The sequence below is a fragment of the Halorhodospira sp. 9622 genome, from assembly GCF_022228025.1.
Lineage (GTDB): Bacteria > Pseudomonadota > Gammaproteobacteria > Nitrococcales > Halorhodospiraceae > Halorhodospira > Halorhodospira halophila_A.
Genome location: NZ_JAJNRE010000006.1, coordinates 25,765 through 47,960 on the forward strand (window position 1 = coordinate 25,765; position 22,196 = coordinate 47,960).

Here is a 22,196-nt window from a genome sequence, read left to right on the forward strand (position 1 = left end):
GTGGAGGCGTGCGGCCGGCGGGCCGGTGTCAGATGGCCTCGCCGGCCTCCTCGGCCCGCTTGCCGCTGCGCTCGAGCACGCGGTCGATGAACGCCCGGGTCTCGTACGGGGCCCGACGGTGGAGCAACCAGCGCAGATCCTCGAGGTTCTGCAGGTTCGGGTTGGAGAGCAAGTTGCGGTAGACGTTGCCCGGCCCCCAGTTGTAGGCGGCCAGAGCCAGCCATGTGGCCATCGGCTCGCCGTAGCTGGCGTAGCGCTCGTGGAGGTGGGCCAAGTAATGGCTGCCGAGGAGGATGTTCAGCCGCGGGTCGGCCAGATCCTCGGCCTCGATCTCCAGGCCCTCGCGCTCGCCGAAGCGCTCGAGCCACTCCGGTACGCGCTCGCCAACGTCCACCGCTGCCATCGGGCGGACCTGCATCAGGCCCACCGCCCCGGCACTGCTCACCACCCCCGGGCGGTAGTCGCTCTCGGTGCGCACCACGGCACGGATCAGATCGGCGCTCAGGCCGGTGACCTCAGCCGCCTCGTCGATCAGCTCGTCAAGGTGCTCGCGCGGGATCACCCGGTTGGAGCCCACCGGCTGGTCGCGCTCGGCCTGCCGGTCCTCGACGATGGTCTCGACCACCGCCCGGGACACCTCGGGCATCCCGGCCGAGGCGCGCAGGCGCTCGAGCTGTTCGGAGCAGTCGGCCCCAGCCGCACCCCGCTCGGCCGCCCACGGCGAGTGGTGCAGGTGATACGCCCCGAGCGAGGCGAACACCAGACCACAGCCGCCGATGAGCCAGTTGGCTTGCATGCGCATGACGCACCCCCTTGCATGAAGCCCTGCCAATTTCCTCAATTTAACACGGGTATCAGGCGGCCGACGGCCTCGCCCCTGGCGCGGTTCGACGCGGCACGCAGCGCCCCGTATCATTCCGGGGTCGGTTCTTCCCAATAGCCTAGACGGGATCCGAGAGATCATGAGCGAAATCGCCAGCCGCCTGGCCGCGGTGCAGGAGCGCGTCCGCGCCGCCGAGGCCAGCCACGGCCGCCCGGCCGGCAGCGTGCAGATCCTGGCGGTCAGCAAACGCCACCCGGGGGCCGCCATCCGGGCCGCCCACGCCGCCGGGCAGCCCGCCTTCGGCGAGAACTACTTGCAGGAGGCCGCCGAGAAGCAGGCGGAACTGGCCGATCTGGACATCCAGTGGCACTTTATCGGCGGGGTACAGTCGAACAAAACCCGCGAGGTGGCCGAACGCTTTGACTGGATTCACACCGTCGACCGGGCCAAGATCGCCCGCCGGCTCAGTGAGCAGCGCCCGAGCGATCGAGAAGCGCTTAACGTCTGCCTGCAGGTGAACATCAGCGAGGAGCCGCAGAAGGCCGGCTGCCCGCCGGACGACGTCTTCGAGCTCGCCGCCGCCGTGGACGGCCTGCCGAGGCTGCGCCTGCGCGGGCTGATGGCCCTGCCGGCACCGGCCGAGGCGTTCGCCGAGCAGCGCCAGCCGCTGGCCCGGCTGCGCAAGCTGCGCGAGGAGCTCCACGAGCGCGGCCACCGCGAGCTGGACACGCTGTCGATGGGGATGTCGGCGGACCTCGAGGCGGCCATCGCCGAGGGCGCCACCATCATACGGATCGGTACCGCGATCTTCGGGCCGCGGATGTAGAGGAGGAATCACTATGGCCCAGCACGCGCGCATCGCCTTCATCGGAGGCGGCAACATGGCCCGCTCGCTCATCGGCGGGCTGATCGCCGACGGCTACCCGGCCACGCACATCGTCGCCAGCGAGCCCGAGACCGAGCGCCGCGAACGCCTGGCCGGCGAACTGGGCATCGAGACCTGCGCCGACAATGCGGCGGCGGCGGAGGCCGCAGATGCCGTCATCCTGGCCGTCAAACCGCAGGTCATGCGCGGCGTGGCCGAGGCGCTCGGGCCGATCATCGCCCGGCGCGGCGCGGTGGCGATCTCCATCGCCGCCGGCATCCGCCTGGGCGATCTGCAGCGCTGGCTCGGCGCCGGAACGGCCATCGTGCGCACCATGCCCAACACCCCCTCGCTGGTACAGAGCGGTGCTACGGCGCTCTATGCCAACGAGCAGGCCAGTGAAGCGCAGCGCGAGCTGGCCGAGACCCTGCTGCGCGCCGTGGGGCAGACCCGGTGGCTGGAGAACGAGCAGCAGATGGACGCAGTGACCGCCATCTCCGGCAGCGGTCCGGCGTACTTCTTCCTGGTCATGGAGGCGTTGGAGGAGGCTGGCGTGGAGCTCGGCCTGGACCGCGAAACGGCCCGTCTGCTGACCCTGGAGACGGCCACCGGGGCGGCCCGCATGGCCCTGGAATCCGACGATCCGCCGGCGCAGCTGCGCCAGCGGGTGACCTCACCGGGGGGCACCACCGAGCGCGCCCTCGAAGTCCTGGAAGCGTCCGATCTGCGCGGTGCCTTGCAGCGGGCGGCCGAAGCCGCCGCGACCCGCGCCGATGAGCTTGGCAACCTGCTAGGGGAGCAGTAATGGAATCCAACCACTTCGCCGACGCCCTGATCTTCCTGATCGCCACCGCCTTCTCGCTCTACATCCTGGCGGTCCTGCTGCGCTTCTTGCTGCAGACGGTGCGTGCCGACTTCTTCAACCCGATCTCGCAGTTCCTGGTGCGCGCCACCTCACCGGTGCTCAACCCCCTGCGCCGGGTCATCCCCGGGGTCGGCGGCATCGATCTGGCGGCGATCGTACTGATGTTCGTCCTGCAACTGGCGGCGCTCTACATCATCTTCCTGCTCGCCTACGGGCAGCAGCCGCCGCTCGGGCCGCTGGCGATCGAGGCGGTGGGACGCCTGCTGGGCCTGGTGCTGAACCTCTATACGGTGCTGATCCTGATCGGCGTAATCATCAGCTGGGTCAACCCCACCGCCAGCCACCCGGGGCTGCACCTGCTCCAGCAGCTGGTCAACCCGATCCTGCGCCCGATCCGCTCCTTCATGCCGGATATGGGCGGACTGGACCTCTCGCCGCTGGTCGCCTTGGTGCTGATCCACGTGGTGCGGATGCTCACCGTCTACCCGCTGCGTGGCCAGGTACCACTGCCCATGTAGCCGCCGCAGCCCCGCGGCGTCGCCGGGGTGTCCGGCGGCGCCGTGATCCGTCCCGCACCCCCATCGACCGCTACGGTTGCCGACGCCATGCCCTGGATCACCCCGGACCCGGAACACGACGCCTGGCTGGTGCACGTCCGCGTCACCCCACGGGCCAAGCGGGAGGCGCTGGACGTGCAGGGCGAGCGACTGCGCGTGCGCCTGAACACCCCACCGGTTGAGGGCAAGGCCAACGCCGCCCTGTGCAAGCTGCTGGCCCGGCGGTTCGGCGTGGCCAAGTCGGCCGTGACGCTGCTGCGCGGTGAGCGCAGCCGGGACAAGACCCTGCGCATCACGGCTCCCAAGCAGTGGCCGGAGGGGCTGCCGCGCCCGGAAGCCCCCCCGCCAACCTGAGGCGGCTTGTCCCGGCCATAGCCGGCTCGCTAGACTGCACGGCTATTGCTCAGCGAGCGGAAGTGTCATGGTGAGAAGCCCGCCGACCGACTCCGTCGGACTGGTGACCCAGCACAAGGCAACCTTCGAGGAGCCCCTGCCGCTCGTCTGCGGTCGGGAGCTGCCCCGGTACGAGCTGGTCTACGAGACCTACGGCGAGCTCAACCGCGAGGGCACCAACGCCATCCTGGTCTGCCACGCGCTCTCCGGCAATCACCATGCCGCCGGCTACCACTCCGAGCACGACCGCAAGCCGGGCTGGTGGGAGACGTGCATCGGTCCGGGCAAACCGCTGGACACCAACCGCTTCTTCGTTGTCTGCAGCAACAACCTGGGTGGCTGCCACGGCTCCACCGGGCCGGCCAGCATCAACCCGGAGACGGGTAAGCCCTACGGCGACCAGTTCCCCATCGTCACGGTGCGCGACTGGGTACGAAGCCAGGCACGCCTGGCCGATGAGCTGGGCATCCGCCAGTGGGCGGCGGTGGCCGGCGGCAGCTTGGGCGGCATGCAGGCGATGCAGTGGGCCATCGACTACCCCGACCGCCTGCGCCACGCCATTGTCATCGCCGCCGCGCCGCGGCTGTCGGCACAGAACATTGGCTTCAACGAGGTCGCCCGCCAGGCGATCATGAGCGACCCCGAGTTCCACGGCGGGCGTTACTACGATTACGGCGTCTCGCCCCGTCGTGGGCTGGCGGTGGCGCGCATGCTCGGACACATCACCTACCTCTCGGACGACGCCATGCGCGCGAAGTTCGGGCGCGATCTGCGCGGCGACATGAGCTTCGACTTCGAGCAGGTGGACTTCGAGGTCGAGAGCTACCTGCGCTACCAGGGACAGCGCTTCGTGCAGGACTTCGACGCCAACACCTACCTGCTGATGACCAAGGCGCTCGACTACTTCGATCCGGCCGCCGACCACGACGACGACTTCTCCGCGGCGCTCGCGCACATCCAGTGCTCGACCCTGCTGCTCTCCTTCTCCAGCGACTGGCGCTTCGCCCCGGCACGCTCGCGCGAGATCCTCCGCGCGCTGCTGGAACACAACAAGCCGGTCAGCTACATGGAGATCGAGGCCACCCAGGGCCACGACGCCTTCCTGATGCCCATCCAGCGCTACCTGGAGGCCTTCTCCGCCTACATGGGCAACGTCGCCCGGGAGGTGGGGGCGTGAATCCGCTGCGCCGCGAACTGGAGATCGTCGCCGACTGGATCGAGCCAGGCTCCCGGGTTCTGGACCTGGGCTGCGGCGACGGCACACTGCTCCACTACCTGGTCCAGCGTAAGGGCGTAACCGCCTACGGCCTGGAGATCGACCCGCGCAAGGTCACCCGATGCATGGACCGCGGCGTCAATGTGGTCCGTGCCGACCTGGACGAGGGGCTGGACGACTTCCATCGCGACAGCTTCGACCACGTCATCATGAGCCAGACCGTCCAGGCGGTGCGCTACCCGGACAAACTCCTTGAGGACATGCTGCGTGTGGGCCGCCACGGCATCGTCACCTTCCCCAACATCGGCTACTGGCGGCTGCGCATGCAGTTGCTGCTCAAGGGGCGCATGCCACGCAGCCCGGCCCTACCCAACGCTTGGTACAACTCGCCGAACATCCACCTGTGCACGGTGCGCGACTTCGAGCGCCTGTGCGCCACCATGGGCGTGCAGATCCGCGAGCGGCGCCTGCTCGACCGCGCCCACCGCTCGACACCGTTCATCGACCTGGCCCCGAACCTGCTCGGCGAGGTGGCCATCTACCGTTTCGTACGCGGCAGCGACTCCCTGTAGAATCCGGTCAAGGACGGGCGGTCGCCGCTCCGGGGTGCCGCCCGCGATCTCACCTGGCAGGAAACCGGGAAGTCTATGCAGCCCGAGTACGTGCGGTACAACCAGACCATCGTCGAGCGGCGGCGCTCCGCCTACCAGGACATCGTCATCGCCCACGATCCGGCGGTGGGGCACCTGCTCTACCTCGATGACGACCTGCAGATCGCCAACGCCGACGAGCCCTACAACCAGGCAATCACCCGGCCGCTGCGCGAGGCCAACGCACTGGGCGATGTGCTCATCCTCGGCGGCGGCGACGGCGGCGTCCTGCGCGCGCTGCTCGATGCCGGCGCGCGCCGGGCGGTGCTGGTGGATATCGACGGCGACGTCATCGAGCTCTCACGCCAGTACCTGCCGGATCTCTGCGGCGACGCCTTCGACCGGCCCGGCGCCGAGGTGGTGGTCGGCGACGCCTTCGCCTACCTCGACGCCGAGGAGCGCTGGGACGGCATCATCTATGACCTGACCATGGATCCGGTCCGAGAAGACCAGCCGCGAACCGAGTATATCCGCGAGATCCTCGCCAAGGTCTCGGACCGACTGAACCCCGGCGGGGTCATGGCCATGCAGTGCTGCGGCGCCGACGAACCCGGCCTGCGCGAGGAGATCCGCGCCGGACTGGCCCACACCTTCGCCGACTGGGGCGACTGGGAGGCCGAGGTACCGTCCTTTGACGTACCCTGGGTCTTTGCCTGGGCGCGCGCCCCGCGGGAGGCATCGTGACAACCTGGCTGATCACCCACCCCCAGTGCCTGGAGCATGACGCCGGCACCGGCCACCCGGAGAGCGCCGCGCGGCTGCAGGCCATCCTTCAGGCGCTCCAGCACGCCACCTTCGAGTACGTCCTGCGCGAGGAGGCGCCGCTGGCCACCACCGCGCAGCTCGAGCTGGCCCACGACCCGACCTACGTGCGCTCGCTGCTCGACAGCGTCCCCGCGGAGGGGGCCCGGCACATCGATCCGGACACCCGCCTCTGCCCGGCCACCGGCGAGGCCGCGCGGCGGGCCGCCGGAGCCGTCTGCCACGGGGTCGACGGCGTGCTCTCCGGGAAGGCGCAGCGCGTCTTCTGTGCGGTCCGCCCGCCGGGCCACCACGCCGAGTCCGATCGGGCCATGGGATTCTGCTTCTTCAACAACATCGCCGTCGGCGCCGGCCACGCAGTGGCCAACTACGGCCTGCAGCGGGTGGCGATGGTCGATTTCGATGTTCACCACGGCAACGGCACCGAGGAGATCAGCCGCGGCCGGCCGGGGTTCCACTACTTCTCGACCCACCAGCACCCCCTGTTCCCGGGCACCGGCACACCGGGCAGCGACAACCCGGCGAACATCGTCAACGTCACCCTGGCTGACGGCGATGGCTCTGAGGCGTTTCGCGAGGCCTTTACGCAGACCATCCTCCCCGCCCTCGACGCGCTGCAGCCGGAACTGATCCTGATTTCGGCAGGCTTCGACGCCCACCGCTCGGACCCGCTGGCCACCCTGCAGCTGGACGAGACCGACTTCGCCTGGGCCACCCGGGAGTTGGTGGACGTGGCCAAGCGCCACTGCCAGGGGCGCGTGGTTTCGGTGCTCGAGGGTGGCTACAACACCTCCGTGGTCGGCCGCTGCGCCGCGGCCCACCTCGAGGCACTGATGATGTAGGCTAAAGGCCATGCACGTGGAGGCGAACCGGAGCCCTTACCTCAACCCCGCCGAGCGCGTGCGCGGGGCCCAACGCACCCAGCAGCCCGAGGCTGCCGGGCGGACCGACTTTGCCCGCCACGCGGAGGCCGCTCGCCCCGCCTCACCCGTCCGCCCCACACCGCTGGCCGCCGAGGGGTTGGCCAGTGGCGGCGTGGGCCAGCCGCCAACCCCCCGACTCGGCGACGCCGGGGGGTTCCGGCCGCCGGAGCTCATCGCCGCCCGCTACGAGGGCCAGGATCGCAGCCTGACGCCGGAGGGCGGGCTGCGCAGCGGCGGAGCCGGCAGCCACGGCCTCCGGCCGGATACCGAGGATCTGCCCCGGGGGCTGCGGCAACTGGTCGAGGTTCAGGCCATGTCGCAGCCCGATGTCCTCGGCCGCGGCGGCCGCCTGGATCTGACCATCTAAGCCCCCCATGCCGGTTCAGACTCGCTACCAGGACGATCTGGCCCGGGGCGTTATCCACCCCGATCCAGCCCAGCAGCGCGCCGTGCAGGCCCTGCAGACACTCCACGACGACCTGCTCGCGCAGCCGGCCGGCGCCGGGTGGCTGGGCTGGCTGCGCCGGCGCCCGGGCACCGCCGCCCCCGGACTCTACCTCCACGGCCCGGTCGGGCGCGGCAAGACCTATCTGGTGGACGCCTTCTTCGATGCCCTGCCCTTCGCGGCCAAGCAGCGCCTGCACTTCCACCACTTTATGCGGCGTACCCACGACGCGCTGCACCGGCTGCGCGATCACCGCGATCCGCTCGGCCACCTGGCCCGCGACTTCGCCGCCGAGCATCGGGTGCTCTGCTTCGACGAGTTCCACGTCAGCGACATCGCCGACGCCATGATCCTTGGCCGCTTGCTCGAGCAGCTCATCGGCGAGGGGGTTACTCTGGTGGCCACCTCCAACGTGCACCCGGACGATCTCTACCGCGACGGCCTGCAGCGGGCCCGCTTCTTGCCGGCCATCGATGCGCTCAAGCGCCACTGCCGCGTGGTGAACCTGAACGGTGAGCGGGATTACCGGCTCGAGCGCCTGGAGCAGGCGCCGGTCTACCTGATCGGCGCGGCCGGCGAACACGACGCGCGACTGCAGGAGCGGTTCGTGCAGCTCGCCCCGGAGCCCGGGCAGAGCGACGGCACCCTGGACATCGAGGACCGGCCGATCCGCGCGCGCCGCTGGGCCGATGGCGTCGCTTGGTTCGATTTCACCGAGCTGTGCAGCGGGCCGCGCAGCGCCTCCGATTACATCGAGCTGGCACGACTGTTCCACACTGTGCTGGTCGCCGACGTGCCCCGCTTCGAGGCCAACCGCGAGGACGAGGCACGCCGGTGGATGGCGCTCGTCGACGAACTCTACGAGCGGCGGGTCAACCTGATCTGCTCGGCGACCGCAGCGCCGGAGGCCCTCTACGCCGGCCGGCGGCTGGCCTTTGAGTTCCAGCGCACCGCCAGCCGGCTCCACGAGATGCAGAGCCACGAGTACCTGGCCGAGCCCCATCGCCCCTGAAGCCAAGGAGAGATCGCCATGAACCAGCGCGGCGGCAAGACCGGCTACCGGCCGCAAATCCAGCGTCTGCGGCGAGGCGAAAAGCGCTCGCACCTGCTCTACTATCTACCGGTACACGACGGCAACGACGGGACGCGGCTCGGTGTCCTCGGCGATCTCTCGCCGGACGGGCTGCTGCTCATCGGGGACCGCGCTTTCACCCCCGGGCAGCGCCTGCAGCTGCAGATCCGTGGTGAGCCGGGCAGCGAGATCGCTGGCGATGTACGCATCGACGTCACCGCCGAGGCGCGCTGGTCGGCACCGGACGTGAACCCGGCCTATACGGCCACCGGGTTCCGCCTCGCCAACCCGGACGAGCGGACCCGACACGCCATTGAGACCCTGCTCCACGACCTCGGCCTGCTGGCCGGGGCGGACGACGAGGACGAGACAGGAGGACAGCCATGAGCGCCGACGCCGACAAGCACCCCCAGGACGACGACCCGCGTTCGCTATCCGATCACCGCATCCGCGAGAAGCACTCCCGCGAGGAGGTCCGGCGCTGGCGCGAGCAGGCGGCCGAGCACCATCGGCGCTGGTTCGACGTCATGAACAACCCCTACGGGCAGGACTGACGCTCCCCCCCGGGGGCACGACGGCCACCGGGGGAGAGACGCCCCGCGCTTACGCCGGGACGCGGGGGTTGAGGCTGTAGGTGGTGGTCATGCTGGCCTGATCGAGGATGTGCGGGCGAATGGCCTCGAGCAGGTCGGGCCCGCGGAAACCCGCCGCCACCGGCGCACGCTCCACGTCGAGGGCGTAGAGGGTGAAGATATAGCGGTGCGGGATGGAGTCGTTCCACGGCGGGCACGGCCCGTCGTAGCCGTAGTAGGTACCGCGCATCTCGTCACTGCCGGCGAGGAAGTCGGTGTAGTCGTTGACCCCCTGCCGGGTGCCGTGGGGCCCCTCGGGTGCATCCTTGCCCCCGGGCACCACGCCCTCGGCGAAGGCGCCCTCGGCCACCTCGCCCAGCCCCGGATCAAGGTCGACCAGCAACCAGTGGTAGAAGTCCACCCGCGGCAGGTCCGAGGGGATCTCCCGGTCCTCGCGATTCACGTCGCCGGCGTGGCTCGGCGCGTCCGGGTCGTGGCAGACCAGGACCAGCGAGCGCGTGCCCGCCGGCAGATCCGACCAGGCGAAGTGGGGGCTGAGATTCCGGCCCAGGGCCATGTGGTTTTCGGCATCCGGGATCCCGAAGGCGTACGGCTCCGGGACCGGTCGACCGTCGGTCAGGCTCTGACTCGTCAGGCGCATAGCTTGCCCCTCCTGCTGTTTGGGTTACCCTCGTGGGGATTGTAAAGCCGGCAGGCGCAGCGTGACGATGCAACAGCGACTGTTCGCGTACGGGACCATCCTCGCGGGGGCCGACGATCCGCAAGTGCAGGCAGCCATCCAGCGCTACACCGAACGCATCGACGAAGGCTGGATCCGTGGGCGCCTTTACGACCTGGGCCCCTTCCCGGGCGCGGTCCCCCGCCTGCCACAGGATTCCCGCGAGACCTGGGTGCGCGGGGTACTCCTCACGGTGCTCGATCCTCGCCGGGTCTTCCGCGTCCTCGACCCCTACGAGGACTGCGATCCGCAGCGACCGCGGGCCGGGCTGTACCGCCGGGAACAGGTCGCCGCGCACCCCGCCTCGGCCCCGGAGGCGCCGCTGACCTGCCAGATCTACTGGATCAACCGGGTCCCGCCTTACGCCCGCTTGATCGACAGCGGCGACTGGCACCACCACGTACAGAGCCGGCCGCCCTACGCCCCGCGTGGCGGCGCCTCGTAGCTAACGCGGCAGCACCAGGTGGTCGGCCACCCGCTGCGGGTCGGGCGTGGCCAGCGGGGGGATGCGCCCGAGCCGCGGCGCCGGCAGGCGGGCATCGAGGCTGGCGATCTGCGCCTCGCGGCGCGGGTCGTCGGCCTCCAGCTCGCTGGCCACCCAGCCGGCCAGAGTGAGGCCGTCGGCACGGATCGCCTCGGCGCTGAGCAGGGCGTGGTTCAGACAGCCCAGGCGGACGCCGACGACCAGCACCAAGGGCAGGCCGATCTGCCGGGCCAGACCGGCCACGTCCTGCGTCGGCCCCAGGGGCACCCGCCAGCCGCCGGCCCCCTCGACGACGGTGAACCGCTCCTGCGCCAACGCCCGGGCCGCCGCGACCAACCCCGCAACATCGATGGATCGCCCCTCCTCCGCGGCCACCAGGTGCGGGGCGGCCGCCGCCTCCAGTGCGCACGGATTGACGGTGGCGTAGGGCGGAGCCGGATCGAACAGGGCCTGCAGCTGCTCGGCGTCGTCGTTGCGCAGTCCGGCGGCGGTGCGTCGGCAACCGGCGGCCACTGGCTTCATGGCCGCCACCGGGACCCCGCTGCGCTGCAGGAGACGGATCAGCCCCCCGGCGTAGACCGTCTTGCCGACTCCGGTGTCGGTGCCGGTGATGAACACCCCGGAGAGACCGTCCCGGTGCGCGCTCACCGCCGCCTCCGCCGGATACCGTGGACATCAAGCCGGACCTCGCCGGTCTCGTCGGCGCGCTGCGGGGTTCCGGCCATACCCCAGGCGTGGCCGTAGACCACCTCGTAGGTGGCCGGCACGCGGCCGTCGGGCTGACGCCAGGCGAGGCTATAGGCGGCCTCCACCCGGGCCAGGCGGTGGGGTGAGAGCAGACCGCGGGGGCGACCGGGGGCGGCGTTGGAGGCACCCAGGGCCTTGAGGTCGCGCATAACGGCACGCGGGTGGGCATAGGTGAGATTAAAGGGCTCGCCATCGAGCACCGGGTCGACGAACCCCGCCTCGAGCATCCGGTCGCCGACGTCGTGCTTGTCGGGAAAGCGGTGCACGCGGGCGTGATCGTCCACCTCGGCCCAAGCCCCGCGCAGCTCGTGCAGTGTATCCGGGCCGAAGGTGGCGAACATCACCGCCCCCTCCGGGGCGGTCACCCGCTGCAGCTCGCGCAGGGCCGCCGGCAGGTCCTCCGCCCACTGCAGGGCCAGGCTGGAGAAGACCAGTTCAAAGGTGTCGTCCGGGTACGGCAGGGCGTGAAGATCGGCGCAGACGCAGCGCGGACGTCGCAGCCACGGCGCCCGCCGCCGGGCCCGCTGCAGCATGGCCGGAGCGATGTCCAGGGCGTGGACCTCGGCTTTGCGGTAGCGCCGGATCAGCGCACGTGTCGCGTAGCCGGTCCCGGCACCGAGGTCGAGGACACGGCGCGGGGCCACCCGGACCGGATCGAGCCGCTCAAGCAGGCGGTCGGCGACCTCGCGCTGGAGTACGGCGACCTCGTCGTAGCGCTCCGCCGAGTCGTCGAAACTGCGTCGCACGCGACGGCGATCGATCCGCTGGGCATCGCCTGGGTTCACGATCGGACCTCCTCGAGGAAGCAGTGGATGGCCTGTGCCACTTCGGTGGCGTGGGTGCAGTGGGGCAGATGGCCAGCGTCATCGAGGATCTCCACCCGGCCGCCACAGGCCGCGGCGCCCCGCTGCAGCGCCGCCGTGGGCACCAGAGGATCACGCCCCCCCCCGAGCCATAGCGTCGGCGGCGGCTGCACCGCCCCGGCAAGCGCCCCGCGCAGGTCAGCCTCGGCGAGGGCCGCCAGCCCGGCCGCCAGCCCGTCGTTGGAGGCCTGACTGGGGTCGGCGACGGCAGCGGCATCGTCCGCCGAGACCCGCCCGAGCTGCCGGCGAAAACGCCGCACGGTCGCCGCCGGGCTCCGCCCGAGGCCAGCCTGCATGGCAGTCAGCTCTGCCGCCGGAGTCGCGCACGGCCAGTCGGCCTCCATGGTAAACCGGGGCGTGGCAGCAATCAGGACCACACCGCGCAAGGGCTTGCCTCGGCGCAGGGCCTCCAGGGCAACGGTGCCGCCCAGCGACCAGCCCACCCAAACCGCATCGTCCGGCGCGGCATCGATGACCGGCGCAGCCACCCCGGCGAGTTCCACCGTGCCGGGGTCGGCGCAGCCGCCATGGCCCGGCAGCTCAAGCACGTCAGCCGGCACCTCCAGAGCGGCCCGCAAGGGGGCGAAGACGCGCGCATCGAAGGACCAGCCCGGGACCAGGAGCAGCGGCGCTGTCACGACACCGCCTCCGGGGTGGCGGGGTGGCGACGAGCGGCCGCATCCAGGGCCTCAAGCAGCCGGTCGATGTCCGCCTCGCCGTGGCAGGCGGTCAGGCTGACGCGCAGTCGGGCGGTTCCCGCCGGCACGGTCGGCGGCCGGATCGCCGCGACGCGCAGGCCGCGGCGATCGAGCTCGGCACTCCAGGCGCTGGCAGTGGCGCTTTGGCCGACGAGCACCGGGAGGATCGGCGTCTGCGGCCCCGGCGGTTGCGCCACCGGCAGGCCCAGCTCCCGGGCGCCGGCGCGGAAGCGGCTGATCAGCGCCTGCAGCCGCTCACGCCGCCACTGCTCGGCACGGGCGATGCGCACCGCCTCCAGGGCAGCCGCCGCCTGCGCCGCCGGCGGTGCCGTGGTGTAGATGTACGGGCGGGCCCACTGGCGCAGGGCGTCAATCAGGGTCCGGCTGCCGGCGACAAAGGCACCGAAGGTACCGAACGCCTTGCCCAGGGTACCCACCAGCACCGGGACCCGCTCCGGCGCGCAGCCGGTGGCCGGCACGCTGCCCTGCCCCCCGGGCCCGATCACCCCGAGGCCGTGGGCGTCGTCGACCACCAGCACCGCACCGGCGGCCTCGGCGACGGCGGCCAGCTCAGGCAGCGGGGCAACGTCGCCGTCCATGCTGAAGACACCGTCGGTGACCACCAGCGCAGCGCGCTCGCCCACCTGCTCCGCCAGATGCGCGGGGTCGGCGTGGCGGTAGCGCCGCGGGCGCGCCCCAGCAAGGCGTACGGCATCGATCAGCGAGGCGTGATTCAAACGGTCCTCGGCCACCGCCTGCCCCCGCCGGACCAGAGCGGTGATCACGCCCAGATTGGCCATGTAGCCGGTGGAGAAGAGAAGCGCGGCCTCCCGGCCGGTGAACGCCGCCAGCTCCGCCTCGAGCGCCTCGTGCTCGGGGCGGTGGCCGGTGACCAGGTGCGCAGCCCCGGCGCCGCTGCCCGAGCGCTGCGCGTGCTCGGCGAGAACCCGGGCCGGGCGCGGGTCGGCAGCCAGGCCGAGGTAATCATTGCCGCAGAAGACGGTGCACCGCCGGCCATCGCGACGGACGGCGGTGGCCCCGTCGTAGCCGTCGAGGACCTCGGCGTGGCGGTACAGCCCCGCCTCGCGGCGCTCGGCGAGCCGCGGCGCCAGCCGCGCATCGAGCCGGGCCGCCGGATCGCTCACGGCTCCAGCTCGGCGCAACGGTGGGGGTGCGGCTCGAGGGTCATCCCCAGGCGGTGGAGCAGCTGCCGGTCTGCGTCCGTCTCCGGGTTGCCGGTGGTCAGCAGCCGCTCGCCAAGGAAGAGGCTATTGGCCCCGGCGCTCAGGCACAACGCCTGGAGCTCGTCGCTCATCTGCTCGCGCCCGGCGGCCAGACGGACGTAGGAGCCGGGCATGACGATGCGCGCCGCTGCGATGGTGCGCACGACCTCGAACGGGTCCACCGCCTCGGTCTCCTCCAGCGGGGTACCGGGAATGGGGATCAGTCGGTTGACCGGCACGCTCTGCGGCTGCACCGGTAGGTTGGCCAGGGTGGCCAGCATCTCGACGCGGTCGGCGCGCGACTCGCCCAGGCCCACGATGCCACCGCAGCAGACGCGCATCCCGGCGGCGCGGATGCGCTCGAGCGCCTCCAGTCGCTGCTCGTAACTACGGGTGGTAACCACCTGATCGTAGTACGAAGCGGAGGTGTCGAGGTTGTGGTTGAAGTAGTCGAGCCCGGCCTCGGCCAGCCGCTCAGCCTGCCCCTCGGCGAGCAGGCCGGCGGAGAGGCAGCTCTCCAGCCCCTCTTCCTTCACCGCCCGGATCATGGCTTCCAGGGTCCCCAGGTCGCGGTCCCTGGGACCACGCCAGGCTGCGCCCATGCACAGCCGGGTGGCACCGCTGGCGCGGGCCCGGCGGGCTGCCTCGCGGACGGCCTCGATGTCGATCAGCCCCTCGCGCTCCAGGCCGGTGTCGTAGCGGGCGCTCTGCGAGCAGTAGGTGCAATCCTCGGCGCAGGCCCCGGTCTTGATCGAGACCAGGGTGCAGGCTTGGACCTGGCCCGGGTTAAAGTGGCGGCGGTGCACCTCCTGGGCACGGAAGAGCAACTCCGGGAGGGGCAGCTCGAACAGGGTATGGATCTGCGACGGATCCCAGCTCAGGGCGTCGGTCTCGGTCATGATCGGCTCACTGCTGATTGGCCGCGGGCCGTGCCGCGCAGGAAGCGCTCATGGTAGCAAGGAGGCCGCCATGGTCAACTACAGGCTTGCACGATCAGTCAACAAGTGGCTGGATATTATCCCGCCAGCCCTCTACCCACCGCGCTGCCGGTTGTGCGATGACCCGGGCGCCGACGGCCTCGACCTGTGCCGCGGCTGCCGGGCCGACCTGCCGTGGAACACCCCCTGCTGCCCGCACTGCGCCCTGCCGGGGGACGGCGCCCTGCCGTGCCCTTGCCGGCAGAGCCCGCTGCCCTTCCGGGCAGCGGTGGTACCGCTGCGCTACGAGGGACCGGCCGAGCGCCTGATCACCGCCTTCAAGTTCCACGGCCGGCTGGCCGACGGGCAGCTGCTCGGCGCGCTGCTCGCCGACGCCGTCCGCCGGGACGCGGCGCCACTGCCCGCGGCCGTCGTCCCGGTCCCGCTCCACGCTCGGCGGCTGCGCCAGCGTGGCTTCGATCAGACGGCGGAACTGGCCCGGGCGGTGCGCCGCCGGCTCCCTCCCCTGCCCCTGTGCCGGGCACTGCGCCGGCGCGACGCCGATGCCCGCCAGGCCACCCGCAGCGCCCGGGCACGGCGCAGCGCCATCCGCGGCGCGTTCAGTGCCCGCCCCGGGCGGGTGCCGGGACACGTGGCCCTGCTCGACGATGTGGTCACCACCGGGGCGACGGCCGCCGAGGCGGCGCGCACCCTGCGCGCCGCTGGAGTGCAGCGGGTCGATCTGTGGGCGCTGGCGCGGACGCCGTAGGCATCGCGCCCGGTGCAGGGGCTAGAGGTGCAGGTCGGCCACCAGGCCAGCAAAGACTACGCCGCCGAGCCAGGCGTTGTTGAGGAAGGCGCGAAAGCAGTCCTGGCGCTCACGCCGGCGGATCAGGTACTGCTGATAGGCGAACAGCCCGGCCGCCCCGGCCAGCCCCAGGTAATAGGCCACACCGGCCTCCAGGTGCAGGCCGACCTGCAGCAGCGCCAGCAGCATCAGCGCCTGCAGGATGGCAATCATCAGTCGGTCCAGGTCGCCGAAGAGGATGGCCGTGGACTTGACGCCGATCTTCACATCGTCATCCCGGTCGACCATGGCGTACATGGTGTCGTAGACGGTGGCCCAGAGCACGGTGGCGATCAGCAGCAGCCAGGCCACCACGGGCACCGCCCCGGTCTGCGCGGCGAAGACCATGGGCACGGCCCACCCGAAGGCCAGCCCCAGATGGATCTGGGGCAGGTGGGTGTAGCGCTTGGTGAAGGGGTAGGTCGCCGCCAGCACCACCGCTACCAGCGACATCAGGATGGTCAGCGGATTGGTCAGCAGCACCAGCCCGAAGGCGAGCAGGCAGAGCACGACAAACAGGGCCAGCGCCTCGCGCTCGGAGACGCGCCCGGTGGCGAAGGGCCGCTGCCGGGTCCGCTTGACGTGCCCGTCGATGTGGCGATCGGCGAAGTCGTTGATGACGCACCCGGCGGCCCGCATGATCACTACACCGAGGGTGAAGATGACCAGCAGATCGAGATCCGGCACCCCGGCAGCCGCGATCCAAAGCGCCCAGAGCACCGGCCAGAGCAGCAGGAAGTTGCCGATGGGCCGATCGAGCCGCGTCAGCTGCGCATAGGTCCGCAGGCGCGCGTTCACGCCCCCTGGGCCGGATGGCTCCCCGCTATGCACCTCGCCGCTCACCCTCAACACCCTCCGGGAAAAAGACCTCGGTTACCAACAGACGCCGGCCGGCAACGGACAGCGTCGAGCGTCGCGCCCAGCCCCCGGCCGGCGACGGCAGACCGTGAGCGCGCAGCCAGTCGGCCAGCGGCTCGCGTCCACGCAGCCGGGCCACCGCCAGCGGACCGCGCTGCACATCGGCCGCCGAGAAGAGCAGTCGGCCCAGGGGGCGCTCGCCCAAGCGCGGCAGCCTCGCCAGCGGCCCGAGCAAACGATCCGGCACGATACTTCGGGCGTAGATGGTCGGGCCACCCTCGCAATCGAGCACGACCTCGCGCAACCAGGCGTGTCGTCCCACCGGCAACCCGAGGGCGACGCCCTCATCCGGGGCCGGCCGCTGCCAGGCCTGGCGCAGAACGTGAACGTGAACCGGACCGAAGCGCTCGAGCTGCGCCGTCAGGGAGCCGCGCTCGGTGAGCAGCCGGTGCACTGCCGGTTTCGGCCGCCCCGGGACCGCGGCCACCCCCGGCCGCCAGGCTGCCACCCGGGGATGCCAGACAGCGCGTTCCCTCACCCCGTTTGCCACTGCGAATCCACCACCCGTCATTGCGGAGCCGATCACACCTGCCCGTAGCGCTCGGCTTCGCCGACCCAACGGCGGATGAGCTGCTCGGCGGTCCCGGGAGCCCGCTCCAGGAGCTCGGCCCCCACCTGCTGGACGGCCTCGAGCAGATCCGCGTCACGGCGCAGGTCGGCCACGCGCAGGCTCAGCGCACCGGTCTGCCGGGTACCCAGCAACTCTCCGGGGCCGCGGATGTCCAGATCCCGCCGGGCGATGGCGAATCCGTCATCGGTCTCCCGCAACACGGCGAGCCGCTGCCGGGCGCTCTCAGACAGCGGACCATGATACATGAGCACACAAGTCGACGCCGCGCGGCCGCGCCCGACCCGTCCACGCAACTGATGGAGCTGCGCCAGGCCAAGCCGCTCGGCGTTGTCGATGACCATCAGGCTGGCGTTGGGCACGTCGACCCCGACCTCGATCACCGTCGTGGCCACCAGCAGCGCCACCTCGCCCCGGGCGAACGCCCCCATGGTGCGTTCCTTCTCGGTCGGGGTCATGCGGCCGTGGACCAGCGCCACGCGGTGGGCATCGCCCACGGCCCGCTCGAGTTCGGCAGCGGTGTCCTCAGCGGCCTGCGCCTCCAGTTCGTCCGAGGCCTCGATGAGGGTGCAGACCCAATACGCCTGGCGCCCCGCGTCGAGGGCAGCGCGGATGCGCTCGATGACTTCTCCGCGACGCCGCTCGGCGACCACCACCGTCTGCACCGGCGTGCGTCCCGGCGGGCGCTCGTCCAGCGAAGAGACGTCGAGATCGGCGTAGGCGGTCATGGCCAGGGTCCGGGGGATCGGGGTGGCGGTCATGGTCAGCTGGTGGGGCTCGGCGCCACCGCCCTTGTCTTTAAGCGCCAGGCGCTGGTGCACACCGAAGCGGTGCTGCTCGTCCACCACGACCAACCCCAGACGGCGGAACTGCACCTCCTCCTGGAACAGCGCATGGGTCCCCACGGCGATGCCGGCACGGCCCTCGGCCAGGCGCTGGCGCGCCGCGCGACGCTCGCTCGCCGACGCGCCGCCGGATAGCCAGGCCACTTCCACACCCAGCGGCTGGAACCAGCCCTGCAGACTGCGGCAGTGCTGCTCGGCGAGCAGCTCGGTGGGCGCCATCAGCGCCGCCTGGTAGCCACTGCCCACGGCCCGGGCGCAAGCCAGGGCGGCGACGACGGTCTTGCCCGAGCCGACATCCCCCTGCAGCAGGCGCAGCATCGGCACCGTATCCGCCATGTCCGCGGCCAGCTCGGCGTCCACCCGCTGCTGCGCGCCGGTCAGCGGGAAAGGCAGGCTCGCCTGCAGCTGCCCGGCCAGCGCCTCGCCCTGGTCCAGCGGCGGGGCGCCGGCCTCCGAGCGCAGCGCCTGGCGCCGGCGACGCAGGGTGAGGTGGTGGGCGAGCAGCTCCTCGCAGGCCACCCGGCGCACCGCCGGATGGGTGCCGGCGAGCAGCGCCTCGGTGTCGGTCTCCGGCGGCGGGCGGTGAATGGTGCGCAGGGCCTCGGCGAGGGTCGGCCACTGCCCGTCCACCCACGCGGCCTCGGGCAAGCACTCCGGGGCAGCCTCGGGGAGCAGCCCCAGAGCGGCGTCGACCAGCTTGCGCAGCTGCCCCTGATGCAGGCCGTCGGTGCTGGCATAGACCGGGGTGAGGGCGTCCTCACCGGGACCGTCGGCATCGCCGGGGGCCACCCGCTGGTGCTCCGGATGGGCCATCTGCAGGCCGCCGTAACCGGCCCGCACCTCACCGAAGCAGCGCAGGAGTACGCCGCGGGTCAGGCGCTCGGCCTGGCGCGGATGGAAATGGAAGAAAACCAGATCGAGCTGCCCGGTGCCGTCACTGAGCCGGCACAGCAGGCGCTTGCGCCGCCCCCGGGCCACCTCGGACCACTCCACCCGCCCCTCGATCAGCACCCGCTCGCCGGGCTGCAGGCCACCGATGGGGCGCAGGCGGGTGCGGTCCTCGTAGCGGATGGGGCGGTGCAGCAGCAGATCGCCCACCGTGTGCAGCCCCAGCCGTGCCAGGCGTTCGGCCAGGCGCGGGCCGACACCCGGCAGGCTGGTCAGCCGCCGCTGTGCCCCTTCCACGGCCGGGCTTCAGCCCTCCCGGGGCAGGTAGAGCACGGCGTCCATCTCCACCGCCGCCCCCTTGGGCAGGGCGGCCACGCCGAGGGCGGCCCGCGACGGGTAGGGCTCGGAGAGGTATTGGGTCATCACCTCGTTGACCAGGGCGAAGTGGCTCAGGTCGGTGAGGTAGATGGCGATGCGCACGGCGTCGGCCAGAGTGCCGCCGGCGGCCTCGGCGACGGCACCGAGGTTCTCGAAGACGCGGGCCACCTGGCTGTGCATGTCGGCGCCGACGAGCTCACCGGTCTGCGGATCCAGCGGGATCTGCCCGGAGATATAGACGAAATCCCCGGCCCGCACCGCCTGGCTGTAGGGGCCGATGGCGGCCGGCGCGGCCTCGGTGTGGATGGTTTCTCGGGACATGGGCGCTCTCTCTCCTTAACCGTCTTTCTTGCGCACGATGCGCTGCACCGGCGGCATGGCCCGCAGATGGCGCACCACGGCCGCCAGGTGGCGGCGGTCACGCACCAGGATCAGGAAGCGGACGGTGGCGATCATACCGTCGCGCTCCTCGATGGTGACGTTCTCGATGCTCGCCCCCTGCTCCGAGATGCCGTGGGCGAGCTGGGCCAGCGCGCCGCGCTCGTTGACCACGTCGATGCCGATCAGGGTGGGGAACTCGGCGTCGACATCAGCCTCCCAGTCCACATCCACCCAGCTCTCCGAACGTTTGCGCTGGCTGGCCACGTTCTTGCAGTCGCGGTGGTGGATGACCACGCCCCGGCCGGTGCTGACGAAGCCGACGATCGGGTCGCCGGGGATCGGCCGGCAGCAGCGCGCGAAGGAGACCACGGTGCCCTCGTTGCCGCGGATGGTCAGGGTGCCGTGGGGCTCGGGCTCATCGGGGCGCTCTTCGAGCTCGACCTCGCCCTGCTCCAGGCCGCTGAGCTGCTGCGCCACCAGCCACGGGACCCGGTTGCCCAGGCCGACATCGCGGAATAGGTCGTCGAGGCTGGCCAAGCCGGTGCCGGCCAGGGCCTCGTCGACACGCCCAGGATCGAGGGCGTCGAGGTCCACCGACAGCGCCGAGAGGGCGCGCTCGACCATGCGCCGGCCGAGTTCGATGGCCTCGTCATCGCGCAGCCGCTTGAGCGCGTGGCGGATGGCGGTGCGCGCTTTGGCGGTGACCACGAAATCGAGCCACACCGGATTGGGGCGCCCCACCGGGGCGGTGATGATCTCGACCATCTGCCCGCTCTGCAGCGGAGTGCGCAGCGGCGTAAGGCGGTGGTCGACCTTGGCGGCGATGCAGGAGTTGCCCACGTCGGAGTGGATCGCGTAGGCCAGGTCCACGGGCGTGGCGTTGCTCGGCAGTTCGAGGATGTCGCCCTTGGGGGTGAAGACGTAGATCTCGTCGGGGACCAGGTCGATCTTGACGCTCTCGATGAACTCCTCGGAGGTCCCGACGCTGCGCTGCATCTCGAGCAGGTCCTTGACCCACTGCCGGGCCCGCACCTGGGCCGTGTTGCCGCTCTCGCCAGCGTCCTTGTAGAACCAGTGCGCGGCGATGCCCGACTCGGCCACGGCGTGCATGTCGCGGGTGCGGATCTGCGCCTCGAGGCGGATGCGGTGCGGGCCGACCAGGGTGGTGTGCAGCGACTGGTAGCCGTTGGCCTTGGGGATAGCGATGTAGTCCTTGATCCGACCCGGCCGAGGTTTGTAGAGCCCGTGGAGGATGCCGAGCACGCGATAACACTCGTCGACGGTGTCGACGACCACCCGGAAGCCGTAGACGTCGAAGACGTCGCGGAAGTTGAGCTGCTTGTGGACCATCTTGCAGTAGATAGACCACAGGTGCTTCTCGCGGCCGGCCACGTCGGCGTGGATCCCGGCCTGCTCTAGGCGCGTACGCACTTGATCGCAGACGGTGTCGAGGATCACGCCGCGCCGCCCGCGCTGCCGGGCGAGCTTCTCCTTGAGCGCCCGGTAGCGCAGCGGGTAGTGGGCGGCAAAGCCCAGGTCCTCGAGCTCGGTGCGCAGGCTGTTGATACCCAGGCGCTGGGCGATGGGGGCGTAGATGTCGAGGGTCTCGCGGGCGATGCGGCGGCGCTTCTCCGGACGCATGATCCAGATCGTGCGCATGTTGTGGAGGCGGTCGGCAAGCTTGATCAGGATGACGCGGATGTCCTGGGCCATGGCCAGGATCATCTTGCGAAAGCTCTCCGCCTGCGCCTCCTCCTTGCTCTGGAAGTCGATGGCGCCTAGCTTGGAGACCCCGTCGACGAGCTCGGCCACCTGTTCGCCAAAGCGCTCGGCGATCCCCTCCTTAGCGGTGGGGGTGTCCTCGATGACGTCGTGGAGCAGTGCGGCCACGACCGCCTCGGCATCGAGGCGCATCTCGGCGAGGATGCGGGCGACGGCGATCGGGTGCGTGATGTAGGGCTCGCCGGAGCGGCGCCGCTGCCCCTCGTGGGCGGCGGCGCTGAACCGGTAGGCCTCGCGGACCTGTTCGATCTGGTGGGGCTCGAGGTAGCGCTCGAGCAGGGCACAGACTTCCTGGATGCGCCGCTCCGGGTCGGAAGCCGACGCCGATTCACCGGCGTTGATGACACTCGCGGCGCGCGCCATACATTTCCCGGACCGGTCTCTCAGGTGGTCGGATCGGAATCACCGGACCCCGTCCCGGCGTCCTCCGTCGACTCGTCGAAGGAGCGCTCTTGGCTGGCGCCCGGATCCGGCTGCACGGGGCCGCCGCCGACCTCGGCCTCGACGTCGGCGGCGCTGAAGCCACCCAGGCTCAGGCTCTCCGCCGCGTTATCCTCGGCGCCGGTCAGGATCTCGGAGGTGACGTGGCCGGCGGCGATCTCGCGCAGCGCCACCACTGTCGGCTTGTCGTTCTCCCAGTCGACCAACGGCTCGATGCCCTTGGCCAGCTGCCGGGCCCGCTTGGCGCCGGCGAGCACGAGCTCGAAGCGGTTGTCCACGTTGTCCAGGCAATCCTCTACGGTGACGCGAGCCATCGCGCTCCTCCAGACACAAT

The 22,196-nt window shown here is 71.2% G+C and carries 27 protein-coding genes; 14 read left to right on the top strand and 13 right to left on the bottom strand.

The genetic code is table 11. The features are described from left to right. Positions 1-28: 28 nt before the first annotated feature. Positions 29-802: a lytic transglycosylase domain-containing protein gene (locus tag LRG07_RS04835; RefSeq protein ID WP_238641901.1), complete on the bottom strand. Its 774-nt coding sequence runs from the start codon at positions 800-802 to the stop codon at positions 29-31. Between the two features lie 160 nt (positions 803-962). Here LRG07_RS04835 and LRG07_RS04840 point away from each other — a divergent pair, with 160 nt between their 5' ends. The 12 genes from LRG07_RS04840 (at position 963) to LRG07_RS04895 (ending at position 9,125) form a co-directional block, all read left to right on the top strand. Beyond that, the gene (locus tag LRG07_RS04840) at positions 963-1,649 is read left to right on the top strand and encodes a YggS family pyridoxal phosphate-dependent enzyme (RefSeq protein ID WP_201169567.1); all 687 of its coding nucleotides are present in this window, start codon (positions 963-965) and stop codon (positions 1,647-1,649) included. A 13-nt stretch (positions 1,650-1,662) separates the two neighbouring features. Continuing rightward, the gene (proC, locus tag LRG07_RS04845) at positions 1,663-2,493 is read left to right on the top strand and encodes a pyrroline-5-carboxylate reductase (RefSeq protein ID WP_201169570.1); all 831 of its coding nucleotides are present in this window, start codon (positions 1,663-1,665) and stop codon (positions 2,491-2,493) included. Beyond that, positions 2,493-3,071 (top strand): YggT family protein, encoded by a 579-nt coding sequence (locus tag LRG07_RS04850; protein WP_201169573.1) that lies wholly within the window; start codon positions 2,493-2,495, stop codon positions 3,069-3,071. The genes proC and LRG07_RS04850 overlap by 1 nt, the downstream gene beginning before the upstream one ends. 87 nt (positions 3,072-3,158) lie before the next feature. After that, positions 3,159-3,464 (top strand): DUF167 domain-containing protein, encoded by a 306-nt coding sequence (locus LRG07_RS04855; RefSeq protein WP_238641902.1) that lies wholly within the window; start codon positions 3,159-3,161, stop codon positions 3,462-3,464. A 67-nt stretch (positions 3,465-3,531) separates the two neighbouring features. Further along, positions 3,532-4,680 carry a homoserine O-acetyltransferase gene (locus LRG07_RS04860; protein ID WP_201169577.1) on the top strand — a complete coding sequence of 383 codons (1,149 nt, stop codon included), beginning with the start codon at positions 3,532-3,534 and terminating at the stop codon, positions 4,678-4,680. Positions 4,681-4,685: 5 nt separating this feature from the next. Next, positions 4,686-5,291 (top strand): methionine biosynthesis protein MetW, encoded by a 606-nt coding sequence (metW, locus tag LRG07_RS04865; protein WP_201169828.1) that lies wholly within the window; start codon positions 4,686-4,688, stop codon positions 5,289-5,291. Positions 5,292-5,366: 75 nt separating this feature from the next. Further along, positions 5,367-6,053: a spermidine synthase gene (locus tag LRG07_RS04870; protein WP_201169579.1), complete on the top strand. Its 687-nt coding sequence runs from the start codon at positions 5,367-5,369 to the stop codon at positions 6,051-6,053. After that, a complete protein-coding gene (locus LRG07_RS04875) occupies positions 6,047-6,973 on the top strand; it encodes a histone deacetylase family protein (RefSeq protein WP_370641497.1) in 927 nt (308 codons plus the stop codon). The genes LRG07_RS04870 and LRG07_RS04875 overlap by 7 nt, the downstream gene beginning before the upstream one ends. A 10-nt stretch (positions 6,974-6,983) precedes the next feature. Then, on the top strand, positions 6,984-7,421 hold the full coding sequence (locus LRG07_RS04880; RefSeq protein WP_238634768.1) for a hypothetical protein: 438 nt from the start codon (positions 6,984-6,986) through the stop codon (positions 7,419-7,421). A 7-nt stretch (positions 7,422-7,428) separates the two neighbouring features. Continuing rightward, positions 7,429-8,511: a cell division protein ZapE gene (zapE, locus tag LRG07_RS04885; protein WP_238641903.1), complete on the top strand. Its 1,083-nt coding sequence runs from the start codon at positions 7,429-7,431 to the stop codon at positions 8,509-8,511. A gap of 18 nt (positions 8,512-8,529) precedes the next feature. Next, a complete protein-coding gene (locus LRG07_RS04890; RefSeq protein WP_201169587.1) occupies positions 8,530-8,958 on the top strand; it encodes a PilZ domain-containing protein in 429 nt (142 codons plus the stop codon). Further along, entirely contained in the window at positions 8,955-9,125 is a 171-nt protein-coding gene (locus LRG07_RS04895) for a hypothetical protein (RefSeq protein WP_201169588.1), read from the top strand. The genes LRG07_RS04890 and LRG07_RS04895 overlap by 4 nt, the downstream gene beginning before the upstream one ends. Before the next feature lie 49 nt (positions 9,126-9,174). On the opposite strand, the gene LRG07_RS04900 is transcribed toward LRG07_RS04895, so the two are convergent. Next, positions 9,175-9,804, bottom strand: a complete 630-nt coding sequence (locus LRG07_RS04900) for a YbhB/YbcL family Raf kinase inhibitor-like protein (RefSeq protein ID WP_201169589.1) — start codon at positions 9,802-9,804, stop codon at positions 9,175-9,177. Between the two features lie 67 nt (positions 9,805-9,871). Here LRG07_RS04900 and LRG07_RS04905 point away from each other — a divergent pair, with 67 nt between their 5' ends. Then, positions 9,872-10,327, top strand: a complete 456-nt coding sequence (locus tag LRG07_RS04905; RefSeq protein WP_201241876.1) for a gamma-glutamylcyclotransferase — start codon at positions 9,872-9,874, stop codon at positions 10,325-10,327. On the opposite strand, the gene bioD is transcribed toward LRG07_RS04905, so the two are convergent. From bioD to bioB, 5 genes are read right to left on the bottom strand one after another with little or no spacing between them, the layout of a single operon-like run. Then, entirely contained in the window at positions 10,328-11,014 is a 687-nt protein-coding gene (gene bioD, locus LRG07_RS04910; protein ID WP_238641904.1) for a dethiobiotin synthase, read from the bottom strand. Further along, positions 11,011-11,898, bottom strand: coding sequence for a malonyl-ACP O-methyltransferase BioC (gene bioC, locus LRG07_RS04915; RefSeq protein WP_201169592.1), 888 nt, complete (start codon positions 11,896-11,898; stop codon positions 11,011-11,013). The genes bioD and bioC overlap by 4 nt, the downstream gene beginning before the upstream one ends. Then, positions 11,895-12,614, bottom strand: coding sequence for an alpha/beta fold hydrolase (locus tag LRG07_RS04920; RefSeq protein WP_238633337.1), 720 nt, complete (start codon positions 12,612-12,614; stop codon positions 11,895-11,897). The genes bioC and LRG07_RS04920 overlap by 4 nt, the downstream gene beginning before the upstream one ends. Beyond that, entirely contained in the window at positions 12,611-13,819 is a 1,209-nt protein-coding gene (gene bioF / locus LRG07_RS04925) for an 8-amino-7-oxononanoate synthase (RefSeq protein WP_238634766.1), read from the bottom strand. Before bioF ends, LRG07_RS04920 begins: the two co-directional genes overlap by 4 nt. Continuing rightward, the gene (bioB, locus tag LRG07_RS04930; protein ID WP_238641905.1) at positions 13,816-14,796 is read right to left on the bottom strand and encodes a biotin synthase BioB; all 981 of its coding nucleotides are present in this window, start codon (positions 14,794-14,796) and stop codon (positions 13,816-13,818) included. Before bioB ends, bioF begins: the two co-directional genes overlap by 4 nt. 70 nt (positions 14,797-14,866) lie before the next feature. Between bioB and LRG07_RS04935 the strand changes: the two genes are divergently transcribed. Next, positions 14,867-15,583: a ComF family protein gene (locus LRG07_RS04935; protein WP_201169598.1), complete on the top strand. Its 717-nt coding sequence runs from the start codon at positions 14,867-14,869 to the stop codon at positions 15,581-15,583. Positions 15,584-15,604: 21 nt separating this feature from the next. On the opposite strand, the gene ubiA is transcribed toward LRG07_RS04935, so the two are convergent. The 6 genes from ubiA to rpoZ are packed head-to-tail and all read right to left on the bottom strand — an operon-like array spanning position 15,605 to position 22,176. Continuing rightward, entirely contained in the window at positions 15,605-16,459 is an 855-nt protein-coding gene (gene ubiA / locus LRG07_RS04940; RefSeq protein ID WP_201169601.1) for a 4-hydroxybenzoate octaprenyltransferase, read from the bottom strand. A 25-nt stretch (positions 16,460-16,484) separates the two neighbouring features. Beyond that, positions 16,485-17,057, bottom strand: a complete 573-nt coding sequence (locus LRG07_RS04945) for a chorismate lyase (RefSeq protein WP_201241881.1) — start codon at positions 17,055-17,057, stop codon at positions 16,485-16,487. Between the two features lie 44 nt (positions 17,058-17,101). Continuing rightward, complete coding sequence (gene recG, locus LRG07_RS04950) at positions 17,102-19,177, bottom strand: ATP-dependent DNA helicase RecG (protein ID WP_238634765.1); 2,076 nt, start codon at positions 19,175-19,177, stop codon at positions 17,102-17,104. A gap of 9 nt (positions 19,178-19,186) precedes the next feature. Further along, positions 19,187-19,579 (bottom strand): RidA family protein, encoded by a 393-nt coding sequence (locus tag LRG07_RS04955; RefSeq protein ID WP_201169608.1) that lies wholly within the window; start codon positions 19,577-19,579, stop codon positions 19,187-19,189. Positions 19,580-19,594: 15 nt separating this feature from the next. Further along, the gene (gene spoT / locus LRG07_RS04960; RefSeq protein WP_201169609.1) at positions 19,595-21,784 is read right to left on the bottom strand and encodes a bifunctional GTP diphosphokinase/guanosine-3',5'-bis pyrophosphate 3'-pyrophosphohydrolase; all 2,190 of its coding nucleotides are present in this window, start codon (positions 21,782-21,784) and stop codon (positions 19,595-19,597) included. Positions 21,785-21,804: 20 nt separating this feature from the next. Then, positions 21,805-22,176, bottom strand: coding sequence for a DNA-directed RNA polymerase subunit omega (gene rpoZ, locus LRG07_RS04965; RefSeq protein WP_201241884.1), 372 nt, complete (start codon positions 22,174-22,176; stop codon positions 21,805-21,807). Positions 22,177-22,196 lie beyond the last annotated feature (20 nt).

What these genes read in the sequence shown, in the direction of transcription:
- LRG07_RS04835 (WP_238641901.1), bottom strand. Translation starts at nt 802, where the DNA reads ATGCGCATGCAAGCCAACTGGCTCATCGGCGGCTGTGGTCTGGTGTTC.
- LRG07_RS04840 (WP_201169567.1), top strand. Translation starts at nt 963, where the DNA reads ATGAGCGAAATCGCCAGCCGCCTGGCCGCGGTGCAGGAGCGCGTCCGC.
- proC (WP_201169570.1), top strand. Translation starts at nt 1,663, where the DNA reads ATGGCCCAGCACGCGCGCATCGCCTTCATCGGAGGCGGCAACATGGCC.
- LRG07_RS04850 (WP_201169573.1), top strand. Translation starts at nt 2,493, where the DNA reads ATGGAATCCAACCACTTCGCCGACGCCCTGATCTTCCTGATCGCCACC.
- LRG07_RS04855 (WP_238641902.1), top strand. Translation starts at nt 3,159, where the DNA reads ATGCCCTGGATCACCCCGGACCCGGAACACGACGCCTGGCTGGTGCAC.
- LRG07_RS04860 (WP_201169577.1), top strand. Translation starts at nt 3,532, where the DNA reads ATGGTGAGAAGCCCGCCGACCGACTCCGTCGGACTGGTGACCCAGCAC.
- LRG07_RS04870 (WP_201169579.1), top strand. Translation starts at nt 5,367, where the DNA reads ATGCAGCCCGAGTACGTGCGGTACAACCAGACCATCGTCGAGCGGCGG.
- LRG07_RS04880 (WP_238634768.1), top strand. Translation starts at nt 6,984, where the DNA reads ATGCACGTGGAGGCGAACCGGAGCCCTTACCTCAACCCCGCCGAGCGC.
- zapE (WP_238641903.1), top strand. Translation starts at nt 7,429, where the DNA reads ATGCCGGTTCAGACTCGCTACCAGGACGATCTGGCCCGGGGCGTTATC.
- LRG07_RS04890 (WP_201169587.1), top strand. Translation starts at nt 8,530, where the DNA reads ATGAACCAGCGCGGCGGCAAGACCGGCTACCGGCCGCAAATCCAGCGT.
- LRG07_RS04895 (WP_201169588.1), top strand. Translation starts at nt 8,955, where the DNA reads ATGAGCGCCGACGCCGACAAGCACCCCCAGGACGACGACCCGCGTTCG.
- LRG07_RS04900 (WP_201169589.1), bottom strand. Translation starts at nt 9,804, where the DNA reads ATGCGCCTGACGAGTCAGAGCCTGACCGACGGTCGACCGGTCCCGGAG.
- LRG07_RS04905 (WP_201241876.1), top strand. Translation starts at nt 9,872, where the DNA reads ATGCAACAGCGACTGTTCGCGTACGGGACCATCCTCGCGGGGGCCGAC.
- bioB (WP_238641905.1), bottom strand. Translation starts at nt 14,796, where the DNA reads ATGACCGAGACCGACGCCCTGAGCTGGGATCCGTCGCAGATCCATACC.
- LRG07_RS04935 (WP_201169598.1), top strand. Translation starts at nt 14,867, where the DNA reads ATGGTCAACTACAGGCTTGCACGATCAGTCAACAAGTGGCTGGATATT.
- LRG07_RS04955 (WP_201169608.1), bottom strand. Translation starts at nt 19,579, where the DNA reads ATGTCCCGAGAAACCATCCACACCGAGGCCGCGCCGGCCGCCATCGGC.
- spoT (WP_201169609.1), bottom strand. Translation starts at nt 21,784, where the DNA reads ATGGCGCGCGCCGCGAGTGTCATCAACGCCGGTGAATCGGCGTCGGCT.
- rpoZ (WP_201241884.1), bottom strand. Translation starts at nt 22,176, where the DNA reads ATGGCTCGCGTCACCGTAGAGGATTGCCTGGACAACGTGGACAACCGC.